This window comes from Pectobacterium actinidiae, assembly GCF_000803315.1.
Classification (GTDB): Bacteria; Pseudomonadota; Gammaproteobacteria; order Enterobacterales; family Enterobacteriaceae; genus Pectobacterium; species Pectobacterium actinidiae.
The window spans coordinates 1,640,661-1,658,169 of the sequence record NZ_JRMH01000001.1 but is presented as its reverse complement, the minus strand read 5'-3'; the positions used below and the strand labels follow the sequence as shown (position 1 = coordinate 1,658,169).

Below are 17,509 nucleotides of genomic sequence, written 5' to 3'. Positions count from 1 at the left end.
GCTTTTTTTATTCAGCTTTTCAATTTCGGGTCGAGTGCATCGCGCAGGCCGTCACCTAATAAATTAAACGCCAAAACCGTCAGAAAGATCGCCAAACTGGGGAAGATCGCGACGTGCGGGGCAATCACCATATCCGACCGCGCTTCGTTCAGCATCGCTCCCCACTCCGGCATCGGCGGCTGTGCGCCAAGCCCTAAGAATGACAGGCTGGCTGCGGTGATGATCGACATGCCAATACGCATCGAGAAAAACACCACGATGGAAGATACCGAGCCCGGCAGGATATGTCGAAAAAGGATTGTCCCGTCACTGGCACCAATGCTGCGAGCCGATTCGATGTAGGTAAGCTGCTTCAGCACCAGCGTATTCCCCCGCACCAGACGGGCGAAAGCCGGGATGCTGAAGATTGCGACAGCGACAATCACGTTCGCCATCCCACTCCCCATAATCGCCACAACAGCAATCGCCAGCAGAATACCAGGGAAGGCAAACAGCACATCGGATAGGCGCATGATGATTCTGTCCGCCCACCCTCCGTAGTAGCCCGCCACCAGACCGAGTGTCGTGCCGATAATCATCCCGACCAGCACTGAGAGAATCCCCGCCGCCAGAGAAATGCGCGTTCCCATCAGGATCCGGCTGAAAATATCACGTCCTAATGAATCCACGCCCAGCCAGTGTGCCGCCGACGGGCCTTCATTCAGGCGTTCATAATCGAAGTAGTTCTCGGCATCATAAGGCATCAGATACGGTGCCAGAAACGCGACCACAATCAGCAGCAGTACAAACATGCCAGCGGCGACTGCAACGTGCTGCCGAAGAAAACGCCGCCAGAATTCACGCCACGGCGTGCGAACAGGTTTATCCCTAATGACAGGGAGCGTCGCCAGCATAGCTTTACGTCGCCAGTGTCTCATTCCCTTTCCTTATTTATAACGAATGGCTGGATTAATCGCGGCATACAGCATATCCACCAAAAGATTGATCAGAATAAACTCCAGTGAGAACAGCAGTACCTCCGCCTGAATCACCGGATAGTCGCGCATCTCCACCGCATCCACCAGCAGCCGACCTAGCCCCGGCCAGTTGAAGACCTTCTCCACAACGATGGAGCCACCGAGCAAGAAACCAAATTGCAGCCCCATCATTGTAACCACCGGAATCAGCGCATTGCGCAGCCCGTGCTTCACCACCACCAGCGATTCGCGTACGCCTTTTGCTCGCGCCGTACGCATATAATCTTCCTGCAAGACATCGACAAACGACGCACGAGTAAAACGCGCCATCACCGCCGCCACCGCCGCCCCCAGCGTCAGAGAGGGCAAAATGTAGTGCAGCCAGGTGTCCGCCCCCACCGTCGGCAGCCACCCCAGTTCGACGGAAAAAACCTGCATTAACAGCATGCCGAGTGCAAACGCAGGGAAAGAGAGACCGGAGACCGCCAGCGTCATCCCGATTCTGTCCGGCCAGCCGTTGCGCCACACGGCGGACACGATGCCTATCGCCATGCCAAACATCACAGCCCACACCATGCTGCACACCGTCAGCCAAAACGTCGGCATAAAGCGCATGGCGATCTCTTCAGTGACGGGGCGTTTCGATACGATCGACGTACCAAAATCCCCTTGCAGGATATTGGTAAAGAAATGCCAGAACTGGTGTGGTAGCGGTTTATCCAACCCCAAATCCTGCCGAACCATCTCGATAACGGCAGCATCCGCTTCCCGCCCGGCGGCTAAACGCGCCGGATCGCCGGGTAGCAGATGAACGAACAGGAACACCAGCACCATCACAATCAGCAGCGTGGGGATCAGTCCCAGTAGTCGTTTAATAAAATAATTCAGCATGAACGGTTTTCCACAGACATGCGTCGGACTCCCAATGAGTGAACGTGTGTTGACCACAGCCGACTCCCTGGTCATGCTTTTACGGTGAGTTATTCCTTCAGGTCGGCTTCTTCAAAACTGAACAAGGTATCCGGCATCACGTAGAATCCGGTCAGTTTTTTGCTATTCGCCGACACCAAACGCTCTGTCGCCAGGAAGATCCACGGCGCATCCGCCCAGATTTTGTCCTGCGCATCTTTGTACAGTTTCTGTTTTTCCGTCCGATCCGTCGTTTTCAGCGCATTCGCCAGATCCGCATCCACCTGTGGATTACTGTAAAAGGCCGTGTTGAATTGCGCCGGTGGCCAGGAAGCCGTGGCAAACAGCGGCGACAGTGCCCAGTCCGCTTCCCCCGTCGAGGCTGACCAGCCGGTGTAGAACAGGCGAACGCCCGTTTCCTTCACGCCCTTACCTTCTACTTCAGCGGCACGTTGCCCCGCATCCATCGCGGTCACCTGCACCTTCACGCCAACCTGTGCCAACTGTTGCTGCGTGAACTGCAAGACTTTCTGTGCCGTACTGTGATTATGTGACGACCAGAGCGTGGTAGTGAAGCCGTTCGGGTAGCCTGCTTCTTTCAGCAACTCACGCGCTTTGGCCGGATCGTAAGGCCACGGGTGATATTTTACCGAGTAATCAATGCTGCTCGGCAGTGGCCCTTCGGCTGGCGTCGCATAGCCGGAGAACGCCACTTTAATCAGCGCTTCTTTGTTGATCGCGTAGTTCAACGCCTCGCGTACTTTCGGGTTATCAAACGGTTTCTGCGTGACATTCATGCTGATGTAGCGATGCAGAATCGAGGGCGACGCCACCAGCGCCAGCTTGTCATTCTTCTCCAGTACCTTGGCCTGCTCGAACGGTATCGGGTAAGCAAACTGCGCTTCACCCGTTTGCAACAGCGCCGCACGCGTATTGTTATCCACCACCGGCCGCCAGGTAATGCTGTCCAGTTTCGGCAATCCCGCCTTCCAGTAGCCGCTGAATTTCTCGACTTTGACAAAGTCGGTCTGATTCCAGGCCACAAAGCGATACGGGCCGGTGCCTACCGGATGAAAACCAATGTCCTTACCGTACTGCTTTAATGCCGCCGGAGAGATCATCACCGCCGCTGGATGCGCCAGATTATTAACGAAGGCTGAAAACGGCGTCTTCAGCGTGATTTTCACCGTCAGATCGTCAACCGCCTCGGTTTTGTCGATCATCTTGAACAGGTTATATCGCTTCAGGCGATTGTCAGGATTACTGGCGCGATCCAGATTCACTTTCACTGCGGCGGCGTTAAACGCCGAGCCATCGTGAAATTTGACACCGGGGTGCAGCTTGACGGTATACGTCAGGCCATCTGGGCTGGTGTCATAGCTGTCCGCCAGTACGTTCACCAGCTTCATGTCTTTATCGAAGCCAAAGAGTCCCTGATAGAATGACTTCGCCACCGTCTGCGATAGCGAATCGTTGGCATCATACGGATCCAGGCTGGTAAACGTGGACCCCACGGCGATCACCGCATCTTTGGCTGCCCAGACGGGTGACGCCGCCATCGCTGCGGTTACCCCTGCGGCCACTAACCAGCGCCGCTTTATCGTCATTACGCTCATGCTACGTTCTCCTTGTGAATCCCTGTCAATACGCGCCGGCTATTGGATGGTGAGCAACAAAGTGCCGCTCACCGACCTGAACCAGAGGCGCCGTGGTCGGCTCGTCGCCAAGCGCCCGAATCGGGCTGGGTATTTCATCAACCAGCAGTACCTGCTCACGCTGGCGGCGTGAGGGATCGGCAACCGGTACTGCCGACATCAGCTTGCGGGTATAAGGGTGCCGAGGTCGTTCGAATACATCTTGCCGTGAACCAATCTCGACAATCTGCCCCATGTACATCACCGCCACACGATGGCTAATACGCTCAACCACCGCCATATCATGTGAAATAAACAAAAACGCGATGCCGAATTCACGTTGCAATTCCAGCATCAGGTTGATGATTTGTGCCTGAATCGACACGTCCAACGCAGATACGGCTTCATCCGCAATCACCACTTTAGGATTTAGCGCCAGGGCTCTGGCGATGCAAACGCGCTGCCGCTGGCCGCCGGAAAACTCATGCGGGTAGCGCCTGGCGTGCTCGGGCTCCAGCCCTACGCGCGACAACAGCCACTCAACACGCTTTTCTGCCTCCTGTCGGCGACAAATGTTGTGCACTAGCAACGGTTCCATAATCGAGAACCCAACGGTCAGACGAGGATCCAGCGATGCATAGGGATCCTGAAAAATCAGTTGGATATCACGCCGCAGGTGCTGTAATGCGACACCTTTCAGTTGATGAATTCGCTGACCGTTAAAGGTAATCTCGCCCCGCTGACTTTCAACCAACTGGAGCAATGCACGGCTGGTGGTGGACTTGCCGCATCCCGATTCGCCAACCAGTGAAAGCGTTTCACCCGGCCAGAGATCGAAGCTGACGTTTTCCACCGCATGCACCTGTCTGGTTACGCGGTTCAATAAACCGCTGCGAATAGGAAAACGTGTAACCAAATTACTCACCCGCAAGATCGGATCCGCGTGTGCGGGAACGGTATCCTGCGGTACGTTGTCCGCAATACGCCGCGCGTTTTGATCCAGCAGTGGAAATTTCTCTGGGAAAGGTTGGCCGCGCATAGACCCTAACGCCGGTACCGCGGCCAGCAGCCCCTGCGTATACGAGTGCTGGGGTGCCGTGTAGATCTGCCCAACGCTCCCCGCTTCAACGCACTCTCCACGGTGCATCACCAATACGCGATCGGCCATTTCCGCCACTACCCCCATGTCATGGGTAATGAAAATGACGGCCATGTCCATTTCACGTTGCAGCACGCGGATAAGTTGCAGAATTTGCGCCTGAATGGTGACATCCAGCGCGGTGGTCGGCTCATCGGCAATCAGCAGCGAGGGCTTGCAGGAGAGCGCCATCGCAATCATCACCCGCTGGCGCATGCCGCCAGAAAGCTGGTGAGGATAACGATCCAGCACGTTGCGTGCTTCCGGTATTCTTACCAAATCCAGCATGCGCAAGGTTTCTGCCCGCGCAGCGCGCCTGTCCATCCCCTGATGCAAACGAATCGACTCGGCGATCTGTTCGCCGACGGGAAAAACCGGATTCAGCGACGTCATCGGCTCCTGGAAAATCATCGCCAGATCCGCACCACGTAACGTGCGCATCACCCGTTGACGGGCACCGCGAAGATCCAGCACATGCCCATCACGGCGACGGAATAGCAGGTCTCCTTGGCGAATCACACCGCCCGCATGCTCAACCAAACGCATCAGCGCCAGCGACGTGACCGACTTGCCCGATCCCGACTCCCCGACGATAGCCAGCGTTTCTCCCCGATCGACAGAGAACGTCAAATTACGCACCGCGTCGGTGCGCTGCCCCTGCTGCTCGAAATAGACACTCAGGTTGCGCACCTCTACCACCCGTTTTTCAGGCAAAACCAGCCCCGGAACAGGGGAAGACAGCGAGGCAAAATGATCCTGTTTGGGCGACATGAACGGCGAATCTCCATATAAATGCGGCTGGAATCAGCGCAACGCGGTCAGGGACAAATTATCAGCGATTTTCGACTATATTTAGCGCAAAGTATGATGTAAAGCGGAAACTGAAATCGGCACGGTGAAAAATTTCTTTTATAACATTAAGTTAATTGCCATAAAGACACGTAATCAGGGGCAATATGTCCTGCAAATCCGCTCACGTTTGCCCGAAATGGTTCAACGTGTGGGCAGAAGGCCGCGGTTTTACGCCATGACCCTGCCGCTCCGTGCCTAACAAGAATTCATGCGCTATACCCTAAATAATCCGAGTTTCAGGCAGGCGGCAAGAGAAGGCGTCCCGATGATCTTACTCAGGTAAATGATTCGGGTGCGTGAGCGCAAGTATGACGGGTATAAAAGCCGTGTTCCTTGACCTGCATACATTCACCCCCGTGACGAACTCTGACATAATTAATATTGGCATAGGAAACGGGTTTTCGCCCATGAATGACGCATTGCCGGAACACGATGCTTACTGATGAAATAAGTCATATTAATAAAATTAGTCGTATTGATGAAACACACTGTGGAGTGAAGATGGAAAGCGTTAACGCAGGTTTACTGACTCTTGAACACGCTCTGGAAAACATGTTTTCTCAGGTTCCTTCCCTTACCGAGACAGAGCGCGTATCCCTGTTCGACGCCGCAGGACGGATCAGCGCCCATGCGATTGCCTCTCCGATTAACGTCCCGCCTTTCGCCAATTCCGCGATGGATGGCTATGCCGTACGCTGCGCCGATTTATCCGCTGCCTCACCGCTCCCGCTGGCTGGAAAAGCCTTCGCTGGCGCCCCCTTTACCGGCGAATGGCCTGCCGGAACCTGCATTCGCATCATGACCGGCGCGCCGATTCCCACTGGCGCTGATGCGGTGATCATGCAGGAAGAAGCTGACGTCAGCGAGGACGGTATTCGCTTTCCCCATGAGGTAAAACCCGGCCAGAATATTCGTCTGGCGGGAGAAGATATTCAGGCGGGAGCCAGCGTGCTACCCGCAGGCACCAAGCTGGGCGTAGCCGAGCTGCCGCTGCTGGCGTCACTGGGAATTGCGCAGATTGACGTGGTGCGCCGCCTGAAAGTTGTGGTGTTTTCAACCGGTGATGAGCTGCAACCCGTCGGCGAACCGCTGGCAGACGGTCAGATTTATGACACCAACCGTTTCGCCGTCCGTTTGATGCTGGAACAGCTGGGCTGCGAGGTGCACGACCTGGGGATTGTCCGTGACGATCCGGCCGCGCTGCGCGCTGTATTCCACGAGGCTGACCGGCTTGCCGATTTGGTGATTAGCAGCGGTGGCGTTTCCGTTGGTGAAGCGGATTACACCAAGCAAATGCTGGATGAGTTGGGTGATATCCATTTCTGGAAGCTGGCGATTAAACCCGGTAAACCCTTCGCCTTTGGCAAGTTGCAACACGCCTGGTTCTGCGGCCTGCCGGGGAATCCGGTTTCTGCTGCGCTGACGTTCTATCAACTGGTTCAGCCACTGTTGGCCCGTCTGTCTGGCTATACACAATGGCGACTGCCGCCGCGTGTTCGCGTCAAAACTACCAGCACACTGAAAAAGACACCGGGGCGTACCGATTTCCAGCGCGGCATTTTCAGCCGTAACGCGCAGGGTGAACTGGAAGTGAGAACCACTGGACATCAGGGGTCACACGTTTTCAGCTCGTTCAGCCTCGGTAACTGCTTCATCGTACTGGAGCAAGACCGCGGTCGCGTCGCCGCTGGCGAATGGGTCGACATCGAGCCCTTCAACGCGTTGCTGGGACACTAAGTATGCTGCCGGAGCTGAGTGATGAAGAGATGCTGCGCTACAATCGACAGATTGTGCTACGCGGATTTGATTTTGACGGACAGGAAAAGCTGAAGGCTTCACGCCTGCTGATTGTCGGGCTCGGTGGGCTAGGCTGTGCTGCCGCGCAGTATCTTGCCGCGGCGGGCGTCGGCCATTTAACACTGCTGGATTTTGATACCGTTTCTCTATCTAACCTGCAACGTCAGGTTCTGCACCGCAATACCCGTATCGGGATGGCGAAGGTTGAATCGGCGCGTCTGACGCTAACCGACATGAATCCGCATCTTTCGCTCGATACGATTGACGGCGATCTCGATGACGAGGCGTTGAGCGAGCTGGTCAGCCAACACGATGCCGTGCTGGACTGTACCGACAATGTTGCCATTCGCAACCGCCTAAACCGTATTGGCTTTCAGCTCAAGAAACCGTTGATCTCCGGGGCGGCGATTCGGATGGAAGGTCAACTCAGCGTCTTTACTTATCAGTCTGATGAACCTTGCTATCATTGTCTCAGCCGTCTGTTCGGTGCCAATGCGCTGACCTGCGTCGAAGCAGGCGTGATGTCGCCGCTGGTAGGTACCATCGGAAGCTTGCAGGCGATGGAAGCCATTAAGCTGTTGACCGGTTACGGCAGGCTGACCACAGGAAGGCTGCTGATGTTCGATGCGATGACGCTGCAATTTCGCGAAATAATGCTGCCGAAAAATCCGCACTGCGAAATCTGTGGCGGATAAAGCAGAAAGTGGGAAGATTGGCATCCGGCACGATAAGCCATTGAATACGGCGAACATCAGTGACACAGTATCAAGGTAAGTTATAACGTAAACTGAGGAACACACCATGAGTAATGCTTTTTTGCAGTCAATCAAGGCCCGTCGTTCAATCTATGCCATCGGCGATAAATTACCGATATCAGAAGATCAGGTTACCGCCCTCATTACCGAAGCCGTTAATGAAAGCCCCTCCTCTTTTAATTCACAAAGCTCACGCGTTGTGATTCTGTTCGGCGAGCAGCATCACAAACTGTGGGATATTGTTAAACAGCAACTGAAGAAAATTGTACCGGCGGACGCTTTCGCCCCAACAGAAAGCAAACTGGCGTCCTTTGCCGCTGGCGCGGGTACCGTCCTGTTCTTTGAAGACACCGCCGTGATTGAGGCACTACAGGAAAAATTCGCGCTTTATGCCGATAACTTCCCAGTCTGGTCTGAACATTCAACCGGAATTGCTCAGTTTGCCGTGTGGTCTACGCTGGCGCAGGAAAAAATTGGTGCCTCGCTCCAGCACTACAATCCCCTGATCGACGATGATGTTAAAGCACAGTGGAATCTGCCAGCCAGTTGGAAGCTGCGTGCTCAAATGCCATTTGGCTCAATCGAGCAACCCGCTGGTGAGAAAACTTATATTTCCTTTGAAGAGCGTTTCCGCGTATTTAAATAATCCGCTGATTCATTCTTGATAAACAAACAGGGACACCATGCGGTGTCCCTGTTTGTTTTGCGTTCAAACTTTAATCAGGCACCGGTGGCGCAAAAACCTGAATCGCCTTTTCTCTGATCCCGAATACCGCTGGCGTTTTGCCAATCAGCTCGCCGTCGGCATTGATGTCGTGCGGCTTTGAGGTACTCAACGTCAGTTCTCTGGCGGAAAAAGCGCGGACTTTGCGCCAGCGACCATGCGTTCCCTTGCGGATAAAAGGAATCAGTGCCACCATTTCCCACCAATGAGAAACCTCCAGGCTATAGACATCCAGTCGACCATCATCAGGCGCAGCACTGTCCGCTACCGCCATGCCACCGCCGTAGAAACGCCCGTTTCCCACCGACACCTGTACCGTTCTCACGCGCTCTTTGATACCGTCATGCTCAATTTCCACGCGAAAAGGACGACTTTGTTTCAAGAGCTTAAAGGCCGCCAGCGCATAGCCTAATGTTCCCCATCGTTTCTTGGATTTCGCCGACAGCCCGCGCGCCAATGCAGCAGAAAACCCAATACTGGAAACGTTAAAAAATAGATGCCCGTTGACCTCCCCCAAATCAACGGCGCGCCGCTGCCCGTTAGCGATAACCTGCACGGCCTGCCGAATTTCTCTGGGGATCCCCACCGTACGGGCAAAGTCATTCGCCGTCCCTAATGGCAGCACGCCCAACGGCAATCCCGTATCCACCAGGCCAGGGGCGGCTGCATTCAGCGTGCCATCGCCACCGCCGATAATCACAAAATCCACCCGATCCGCATACGCACGTATGATATCGCTGCACGACCCCGTGTCTTTTTCATCCGGTTCGACGATGCTGATCTGGCTTTGTTGTAATAATTCTTTCACATAGCGAGCGGAGGAATCACCGTTACGCGCATGTTTATTAATAAATAAAAGCGCTGTTGGGCCTGATTCCTTCGCTGCTGAATAATGGCTCATCGTCATCCACCAACATCATTGATTGATTAAATCTAACCATAGGGATAATCAAACCGGCAAGGGAGCTTTAACAAGCCCACAATAAAATACAAAACATTACGTTCCGGCAATCTGTGGCTAATACTTCCACACGGGAACCACTATACTGAATTCTACGAGTCAGCGATTCCTATACCCACTGTTCCATAACGTCATTCCAGTAAAACGTTGCATCACCATTTCTATGTGAACACAGGGATTTACTCAGTTATCTCATCAATGATTCTCTGGGGAGATTATTTTGCAGACTGGATTCATCAATCACTCACGCTGGCTGGACAAAACACGCGCAATCATAATATTCGGCTCCATGCTGCTCGCCGCCTTTCTGGTGATTAGCTGGACCAGTTATGAAGTGGCTAAAGAAGCTCTGGAAGAAGAGATCGAAGAAAATACCCTGCCACTGACCAGCGATAACGTTTATTCGGAAATCCAGCAGGATTTGTTAAAACCTATCTTTATTTCGTCGCTGATGGCGCACGATACTTTTTTACGCGACTGGGTACTGAAAGACGAAAGCGATCCACAGGCCATGTTCCGTTATCTAAGGGAAATCGATCGCCGTTTCGATACTGTATTTTCGTTTTTCATTTCTGATAAAACCAAACGCTACTACGATCCTCAGCGTATTATCAAAACCGTCTCGGAAGATTCCCCAGACGACCAATGGTATTTTCAGTACAAAACCTTATCGGACAATATGCCTTATGCCATCGATCTCCGCCTCGACCCTGAAGACCGCACGCGTCTGGATATTTTCATCAACCACAAAGTCATGGATTATGAAGATAATTTTATTGGCATTACTGGCGTAGGCATCCCGGTTGAGCGCGTTAAACATCTCATTGAAAAATACGAACAGCGCTATAACCGGACAATCTATTTCATTGATAAAGAAGGCAACATTACACTACATGGAGAAAGTTATTCCCGCCCACTGCAAATTCAACAACAGCAGGGATTGAACCGGATCGCGACCACGATTTTGACTTCCCCCGGCGGTGCTTATGAATATCAGTCCAACGAGAAACATATCTTCCTCAACACCCGGCTAATCCCTGAATTCGGCTGGTATTTGATGGTTGAGCAAACCAGTCACCCCAGTGAAAAACGCCTGTTCACCACGCTGCTTAAAAATCTGGGTATCAGCACGTTCGTCAGCGTCCTCTTTCTGTTCCTGCTGTGGTTGACTATTGGCGGCTATCAACGTCGTCTGGAACAGATGGCGACCACCGATAAATTAACGGGTCTGATGAACCGTCAGGCATTTGATTATTTATTCCACCGTCTCGGTACGAAAAGTGCCTTCCAGCACAAATCACTCTCCCTGATTCTTATTGATATTGACCACTTTAAGAAAATTAATGACAAGTACGGCCACAACGTCGGAGATCTAGTTTTAAAAGAGGTTTCCGCCATCTTGTCGACTAAAACCCGCTCCAGCGATCAATCCTGCCGCTGGGGAGGCGAGGAATTCGTTATTCTACTCGACGATTGCGATATCAACGCCGCGCAGCAGCGTGCCGAAGCCTTACGACACAGTATTGAGATAGCCCAGATTCCCTACAGTGAAGGAACCATTAAGGTAACGGCCAGCTGCGGTGTCGCTGAATATCGGGCGGGCGAGACACTGAGTATGCTGATTAACCGCGCCGATATCGCGCTTTATCAGGCCAAACAGCAGGGGCGTAATCGGGTGGTAAGTTCGGCGTAATAGCCGTCAGGGCAATCGCAACAGGAATCGTGCCTGCATGAATACGCAGGCACATATCGATAGAAAACCAGCGAAGGTATCAAACGGATTACGTTCGGTTTCCCGTTTGTCGTTTCAGCGTAATAGAACAGGTGTATCGGTCTGCCGGATGGATCGACACCGTGGTTTCAAAGACATTTCCCGAGCGGTCCAGATAATGGCGGATGATTTTTAATGCCGGATAACCGACGTCAACGCCCAGCGTTTTCGCTATTTTGGCCGGAACACCTACGGCAGAAATCGTCTGGCGCACTTCTTCCCCCTGCACGCCGTAGTGCTTTTCAATCAAATCGCTAATTAAAGCAAACGGATCGCTGCGCACCAGACTTTTGACCTTGGCATAATCCGGGCTAACGTAGCTATCAGTCCAGCAGATCGGGGAATCCTTTTTCTCGCTGTCTTCACGAATGCTGGCAATATGCAGCCAGCGATCGCCCGGCTTGCCGCCGATGATCTGCGCCAGTTCAACATCCGCCACGATTTCATCAATCTTCTTCACGACGCGCAGATTGGTTTTTGCCAGCACGAACAGATCCTCAAGGCTAGCCAGAGGATGGTTGCGTTCGCGCTTTTCATCATTATCGACAACAACGGAGCCCACGCCCTTGCGACGGGATAACAACCCCGCCTCCGTTAGATCGCGCAGCGCCTCCCTGACGGTATGCCGACTGACCTGATACTGCTCACAGAGCTCCAGCTCGGAGGGGATTAACGACCCCGCCGGATACTGGCCTAGCGTAATATTTTGGCTGAGTTCACGGGCAATACGCTTATACAAGGGTTCTTTCATCGGCTCACGCTCTTAATCAATATTGATGCCCTGCATCACAAAATGACAATCAGCTGCTTCCCTAACTTGTCCGTACATGTTGTCATAAGCGCAACATGTACGGACATTTAAACCTGTCCGTATATTAATTCTTTCAGGCCATATCAATTATCAACGGAAACACGCTTCATTTTATTGCGGATATGGCCCGCATCTTATCACTAATACACTCGCTTCAGGAGGCGTTATGGCTTCGAATGTGCTTGATTCAGTCCTATTCCGTGATTCATTTGGTACCCCGGAAATGCGGGCGATCTTCGATGATCGGGAACTCATCCGTAAGTATGTAGAAGTAGAGATCGCTCTGGCCAACGCGCAGGCGCGCTGTGGTGTAATTCCAGAAGACGCTGCCGCAGAAATTACGGCCAGCTGTAACGCCGACACGCTCGATTTTGAGCTACTGCGCCACGAAACAGAAATTGTGGGCTACCCTATCCTCCCGCTGGTACACCAGATTTCCAAACAGGCCGGTCAATCTGGCGGTTATGTACACTGGGGCGCAACAACACAGGACATTATGGATACCGCCGTGGTGCTGCAAATCCGTGATGCCTTCGCGTTAATTGAAGCGGATATCGACGCCCTGCGTTCTATTTTGGCCGGACTGGCCGCGCGTTACCGTAATACGCCAATGGCTGGACGCACCCATCTACAACAGGCATTACCGATTACATTCGGCTACAAAGCCGCCATCTGGCTGGATATGTTCGACCGTCATGCCGAGCGCCTAGCCCAGATGCGCCCTCGCGTACTGGTCGGCGAGTTCGCGGGGGCTGCGGGGACATTGGCGTCGTTGGGCGACAAAGGACTCGCGGTACAAAAAGCGCTGATGACCGAGCTTGGCCTGGGCGTACCGACCTCAACCTGGCATGTTGCTCGTGATGGATTTGCCGAAGCCGTCAACCTGCTGGCAGTAATCACGGGTTCGTTGGGGAAAATTGGCTATGACGTCATGCTGATGGCCTCAAACGAATTCGGCGAACTGTATGAACCGTTTGTCAAAGGCCGTGGAGCCAGCAGCACCATGCCGCAAAAACGTAACCCTATTTCCAGCGAACTGATGCTGGCCTGTTCCAAGGGCGTTCGCCAACAGGCAGGGTTAATGCTGGATGCGATGGTGCAAGATCTGGAACGCGCCACAGGCCCATGGCACGCAGAATGGATCGCTATTCCGGAAAGTTTCATTCTTTCTGCGGGCGCACTTCATCAGGCCAAGTTCATGCTAAACGGTCTTATTGTTGATGAGAAAATGATGCTGAAAAACCTCAATATGACCAACGGCCTGATTGTGGCAGAAGCCGTTATGATGGGGCTGGCACCGTATATAGGGCGTCAGGAAGCCCATGACATCGTTTACGATGCCTGCCGTATCGTGAATGAAAAAGGCGGCACGCTGGCCGATGTTCTCAATGCCATGCCTGGCGTCTCCAGCCGACTCGATCCCAAATTAATCGAAGACCTGACTAATCCCGTCAATTATTTGGGTAGCGCGCCTGAAATGGTTGATCAGGTATTAAATAAAACGGAAAGAAAATAGTCATCACCGGCGATTATCCGGTATCACCCTAATTAACAGACTGAGAGAGATACGTCCCAGACGCAAAATAATCACGCGTCTGGGCAGGCTCTCTGTTGCCGGGAATGATAGCGGATAATAATGGCTTGCACGATTAAGGAGACGTTATGTCATCCGAATCATCCACCAAGAAAAAAATAGTCGCGGTTATTATTCCTCTCCTGCTGGGCCTGATTATCTGGTTTTCTCCGGTTCCCGATGGCCTTACGCCGCAGGCATGGCATATGTTCGCGATTTTTGCCGCCACCATCGCAGCAATATTGACGCAGCCTTTGCCGTCGGGCGCGATTATGCTGCTTGTCCTTTGCATCACTATTTTCACTGGAACATTAACAGAAGCGAAAGCACTAGCCGGTTTTTCCAGCGGCACCGTCTGGCTCATCTTTTGTGCCTATATTCTTTCTCTGGGTTTTGTGACATCCGGATTAGGAAAACGCATCGCCTACAAAATGCTGTCGCTATTCGGCGGAAGTAGCCTGGGGATCGCGTATTCACTGGGCGTTTCCGATCTCATCATGGCACCTGCCATGCCATCCGTCACGGCGCGTTCGGGGGGAATTATCTTTCCTATCGCGCGTTCCATTAATGAAGTATTAGGCTCAACACCCGGCGTTAGCGGTAAAAAGATCGGGGACTTCCTGATCATGGTCTGCTTTCAGTTTACTCCGATCACCGGTGCAATCTTCCTCACCGGAATGGCCGCCAACCCGCTCGTCGGCAGCCTGGCAAAAACCTCACTAGGCGTAGAGATTACCTGGGGCGGCTGGTTTATTGCCGCTGTCGTACCCGCCATGTGCTGCTTCTGCCTGATGCCGTTGCTGGTGTACAAAATACTGAACCCGGAACTGAAAAAAACGCCAGAAGCCAAAGAGATGGGACGCCGGTCGCTGGCGGAATTGGGCAGCATGAAATCGGCAGAGAAGAAAGTCGCGTTTGGCTTTATTCTCGCGCTGCTTGGCTGGGGCACGAGCCTGATCACCGGTTTTTCCGCCACGTCCGTCGGGTTGGCATTAGTTGCCTATCTGTTCGTCACTCAGGCTATCCAGTGGAAAGACGTACTTAGCGATCGCGCAGCCTGGGATACGGTCATCTGGTTCAGCGTCATTATCAGCCTCGCCGCAGGATTGTCTGACCTCGGCTTCATCAAGTGGATGACCGTTAAGCTAGGTAATTCCATACAGGGTTTTGGCGCGATGGAAACCTTCGTTATTCTCGGCATCCTCTATATCTATGTGCATTATCTGTTTGCAACCGCCTCTGGTCACGTAGCCGCGCTCTATGCTCCCTTCGCCGCCACCGCAATAGCCGCAGGCGCGCCGCCCATGATGGTCGCCATCTGTTTTGGGATTTTTAGCAACCTGATGTGGGGAAATACCGAATACGGCGGTGGCCCTGGCCCGATCTATTTTGCTCAGGGATATTTTGAACGGCACCGTTTCTATAAAATCAATTTCTGCATCGTCACATTTAACGTCGCCCTGATTTTTATCGTCGGTTTGGCGTGGTGGAAACTCATTGGCTATTATTGATCGTCGGTCTTATACGTCCGCAAAAAATAACGGGAGGCCCTTTGCCTCCCGTTGTTTCGTCATGACCATTATTCATTCAGCTTTTCAGCCATTAAATTCCATCATCTTTTGACTGCACCCAAAACGCATGCACCAAACCGGGAAAATAGCCTAATAGCGTCAGAATAATATTCAGAATGAATGCTCCACCAATCCCTTTCCCCAATAACACGCCCAACGGTGGCAGAAGAATAGTCAGTACAATGCGCCAAAACCCCATGTCAACCTCCGTAACGTGATAATTACTTATGAAAATAGTTCAGCGTTCGGGATTTGTCAGCATTCATCGGAATAATTGAGACTAATCTTCGCAGAAAACATGCCATTACATGTTTCACGCGGCGTATCCCTTCGCCCGGTAGGTTCGACCCGCCCCGTTTATGGCGTTTTGGCTGAGTCACCGAAGCTGCTATGACCAGCGAGGTTGAGAGGCTCACTGTCGGTGGTATTGAACAGGTTATCGCCCCCGAACTCAGTACGACGTATTGGTTAACGCGATACGCCGCATTAACCAAGAAACTCGCAAAACGGCATGCCGTCATTCCGTTTATGTGCAGCTAGCCTTATGGCGGATATAATAAATGTCATACGTAGTGTTTATTTACAGAGGATAAATAATGAAAAAATTAGCCATTGCATTGTTTTTTATATTGCCCACAGCGCAAGCAGCTGCTTTAGATTGCAATAACGCCAATACACAACTCGATATGAATCAGTGCGCATCTCAGGAATATAAAAAAGTGGATGGTGAGCTTAATACGCTTTATCAGGATGTCGTAAAACGGGTCGTTAATGAAGAACACAAGGCATTGCTCAAGTCCGCACAGAGAAAATGGATAGCGTACCGCGACGCTGACTGTGAATTTCAGACCTTCCCAACAACCGGAGGATCGGTTCATGGCATGGTGTATTCCCAGTGCCTGACGCAGAAAACCGCCGAGCGCGTAAAAGAGTTCAAAACCATGCTACGTTGTGAAGAGGGGGATTTGAGCTGCCCGCTTTAAGCCACCGCCAAGTGTGGAAAGCGTCACAGACTAAACGTGGGGCAAGTGTTTGAATAGTGGCTGAGAGAGGAGGTTTTCCCCCGGTAGCGTTGCCCCTACTCCAGTTTCCAAGACTGATCCGTTAAGCCGCTGCGGCATCTCTCCGTTTAGCAGTTGCCATGATGCCTACTTTTACGGCATGTTAACTGCACCCGCCCTCGCCTTTAAATTCAAGTGACGACTGAACGAGCAATAACAATGATTAAATGGCCGTGGAAAAACACTCAACCTCAGGTGCAGACGCTTGAACACTGGCAAGCTGCGATTTCCATCCCGCTCCTCGCGCCGTTAAGCGACGAAGAGCGCCAGAAACTGGTCGCCCTGGCCGATCAGTTTCTGAAGCAAAAACGCCTGATTCCGTTGCAGGAGCTGGTGTTAACGGACATCATGCAGCAGCGCATCGCCCTGCTGTTTTCTCTGCCGGTGTTGTCGCTGGGAATGGATGCGCTGGATGGCTTTCATGAAGTTCTGATTTATCCCGGCCCGTTTATTGTCGAGGAAGAGTGGCAGGACGACATCGGGCTCGTGCATAAAGGGAAAATGGTGCAATCCGGCCAAAGCTGGGATCAGGGGCCGATTATTCTCAACTGGCAGGAGGTGCAGGACTCCTTCGACCTCTCCGGTTTCAACCTCGTCATTCATGAAGTCGCGCACAAGCTGGATATTCGCAGCAGCGGTGAAGCAACCGGCGTTCCCTTGATTCCGCTGCGTGAGATTACCGCCTGGGAACAGCATCTGCACGGTGCGATGGATACCATGCAGGAAGAGATCGATCTGGTGGGTGAAGAGGCGGCCAGCATGGATCCCTACGCCGTCCACGATCCGGCAGAGTGCTTTGCGGTACTGTCAGAATACTTTTTCAGCGCCCCCGAACTTCTCGAAGAGCGTTTCCCCGACCTCTACCGCTGCTTCCAAAAATTTTATCGACAGGATCCGCTCGCCCGTCTAAAAAACTGGCAAAGCAGCACCAACTACCGTGCGCCATCCATTTACTAGCTCATAAAAAAACAGCGAATTGTACACAGCCTAAACAGT

The 17,509-nt window shown here is 52.7% G+C and carries 15 protein-coding genes and 1 tRNA gene; 8 read left to right on the top strand and 8 right to left on the bottom strand.

The features are described from left to right. Positions 1 to 11: 11 nt before the first annotated feature. The 4 genes from gsiD to KKH3_RS06815 all read right to left on the bottom strand — a co-directional run bounded on the left by gsiD (position 12) and on the right by KKH3_RS06815 (position 5,408). A complete protein-coding gene (gene gsiD, locus KKH3_RS06830) occupies positions 12 to 917 on the bottom strand; it encodes a glutathione ABC transporter permease GsiD (protein ID WP_039357314.1) in 906 nt (301 codons plus the stop codon). Positions 918 to 926: 9 nt separating this feature from the next. Continuing rightward, complete coding sequence (gsiC, locus tag KKH3_RS06825; RefSeq protein ID WP_039357311.1) at positions 927 to 1,847, bottom strand: glutathione ABC transporter permease GsiC; 921 nt, start codon at positions 1,845 to 1,847, stop codon at positions 927 to 929. A gap of 89 nt (positions 1,848 to 1,936) precedes the next feature. Beyond that, positions 1,937 to 3,481: a glutathione ABC transporter substrate-binding protein GsiB gene (gene gsiB / locus KKH3_RS06820; protein ID WP_181939651.1), complete on the bottom strand. Its 1,545-nt coding sequence runs from the start codon at positions 3,479 to 3,481 to the stop codon at positions 1,937 to 1,939. A 25-nt stretch (positions 3,482 to 3,506) separates the two neighbouring features. Further along, a complete protein-coding gene (locus tag KKH3_RS06815) occupies positions 3,507 to 5,408 on the bottom strand; it encodes a dipeptide ABC transporter ATP-binding protein (RefSeq protein ID WP_039357307.1) in 1,902 nt (633 codons plus the stop codon). A 582-nt stretch (positions 5,409 to 5,990) separates the two neighbouring features. Between KKH3_RS06815 and moeA the strand changes: the two genes are divergently transcribed. The 3 genes from moeA to KKH3_RS06800 all read left to right on the top strand — a co-directional run bounded on the left by moeA (position 5,991) and on the right by KKH3_RS06800 (position 8,687). After that, positions 5,991 to 7,226: a molybdopterin molybdotransferase MoeA gene (gene moeA, locus KKH3_RS06810; protein WP_039357304.1), complete on the top strand. Its 1,236-nt coding sequence runs from the start codon at positions 5,991 to 5,993 to the stop codon at positions 7,224 to 7,226. A gap of 2 nt (positions 7,227 to 7,228) precedes the next feature. After that, positions 7,229 to 7,981 carry a molybdopterin-synthase adenylyltransferase MoeB gene (moeB, locus tag KKH3_RS06805; protein ID WP_039357301.1) on the top strand — a complete coding sequence of 251 codons (753 nt, stop codon included), beginning with the start codon at positions 7,229 to 7,231 and terminating at the stop codon, positions 7,979 to 7,981. A 106-nt stretch (positions 7,982 to 8,087) separates the two neighbouring features. Next, positions 8,088 to 8,687 (top strand): nitroreductase family protein, encoded by a 600-nt coding sequence (locus KKH3_RS06800; RefSeq protein WP_039357298.1) that lies wholly within the window; start codon positions 8,088 to 8,090, stop codon positions 8,685 to 8,687. A 70-nt stretch (positions 8,688 to 8,757) separates the two neighbouring features. On the opposite strand, the gene KKH3_RS06795 is transcribed toward KKH3_RS06800, so the two are convergent. Next, entirely contained in the window at positions 8,758 to 9,672 is a 915-nt protein-coding gene (locus KKH3_RS06795; RefSeq protein WP_039357295.1) for a lipid kinase, read from the bottom strand. A gap of 274 nt (positions 9,673 to 9,946) precedes the next feature. Between KKH3_RS06795 and KKH3_RS06790 the strand changes: the two genes are divergently transcribed. Then, complete coding sequence (locus KKH3_RS06790; protein ID WP_039357292.1) at positions 9,947 to 11,419, top strand: sensor domain-containing diguanylate cyclase; 1,473 nt, start codon at positions 9,947 to 9,949, stop codon at positions 11,417 to 11,419. A gap of 88 nt (positions 11,420 to 11,507) precedes the next feature. Here KKH3_RS06790 and KKH3_RS06785 read toward each other — a convergent pair whose 3' ends face one another. Then, positions 11,508 to 12,248 carry a GntR family transcriptional regulator gene (locus KKH3_RS06785; protein ID WP_010308003.1) on the bottom strand — a complete coding sequence of 247 codons (741 nt, stop codon included), beginning with the start codon at positions 12,246 to 12,248 and terminating at the stop codon, positions 11,508 to 11,510. Positions 12,249 to 12,474: 226 nt separating this feature from the next. Here KKH3_RS06785 and KKH3_RS06780 point away from each other — a divergent pair, with 226 nt between their 5' ends. Next, positions 12,475 to 13,824, top strand: coding sequence for a class-II fumarase/aspartase family protein (locus KKH3_RS06780; RefSeq protein ID WP_039357288.1), 1,350 nt, complete (start codon positions 12,475 to 12,477; stop codon positions 13,822 to 13,824). 146 nt (positions 13,825 to 13,970) lie between these two features. Beyond that, the gene (locus tag KKH3_RS06775) at positions 13,971 to 15,392 is read left to right on the top strand and encodes a DASS family sodium-coupled anion symporter (RefSeq protein WP_039357285.1); all 1,422 of its coding nucleotides are present in this window, start codon (positions 13,971 to 13,973) and stop codon (positions 15,390 to 15,392) included. Between the two features lie 91 nt (positions 15,393 to 15,483). Here KKH3_RS06775 and KKH3_RS21635 read toward each other — a convergent pair whose 3' ends face one another. After that, complete coding sequence (locus tag KKH3_RS21635) at positions 15,484 to 15,651, bottom strand: YqaE/Pmp3 family membrane protein (RefSeq protein ID WP_039357282.1); 168 nt, start codon at positions 15,649 to 15,651, stop codon at positions 15,484 to 15,486. A gap of 397 nt (positions 15,652 to 16,048) precedes the next feature. Between KKH3_RS21635 and KKH3_RS06765 the strand changes: the two genes are divergently transcribed. Then, positions 16,049 to 16,435 carry a lysozyme inhibitor LprI family protein gene (locus KKH3_RS06765; protein ID WP_039357279.1) on the top strand — a complete coding sequence of 129 codons (387 nt, stop codon included), beginning with the start codon at positions 16,049 to 16,051 and terminating at the stop codon, positions 16,433 to 16,435. Between the two features lie 57 nt (positions 16,436 to 16,492). On the opposite strand, the gene KKH3_RS06760 is transcribed toward KKH3_RS06765, so the two are convergent. Next, positions 16,493 to 16,580 (bottom strand) — tRNA-Pro (locus KKH3_RS06760). 92 nt (positions 16,581 to 16,672) lie between these two features. Here KKH3_RS06760 and mtfA point away from each other — a divergent pair. Then, a complete protein-coding gene (mtfA, locus tag KKH3_RS06755) occupies positions 16,673 to 17,470 on the top strand; it encodes a DgsA anti-repressor MtfA (RefSeq protein WP_039357276.1) in 798 nt (265 codons plus the stop codon). The last annotated feature ends 39 nt before the right edge of the window (positions 17,471 to 17,509 follow it).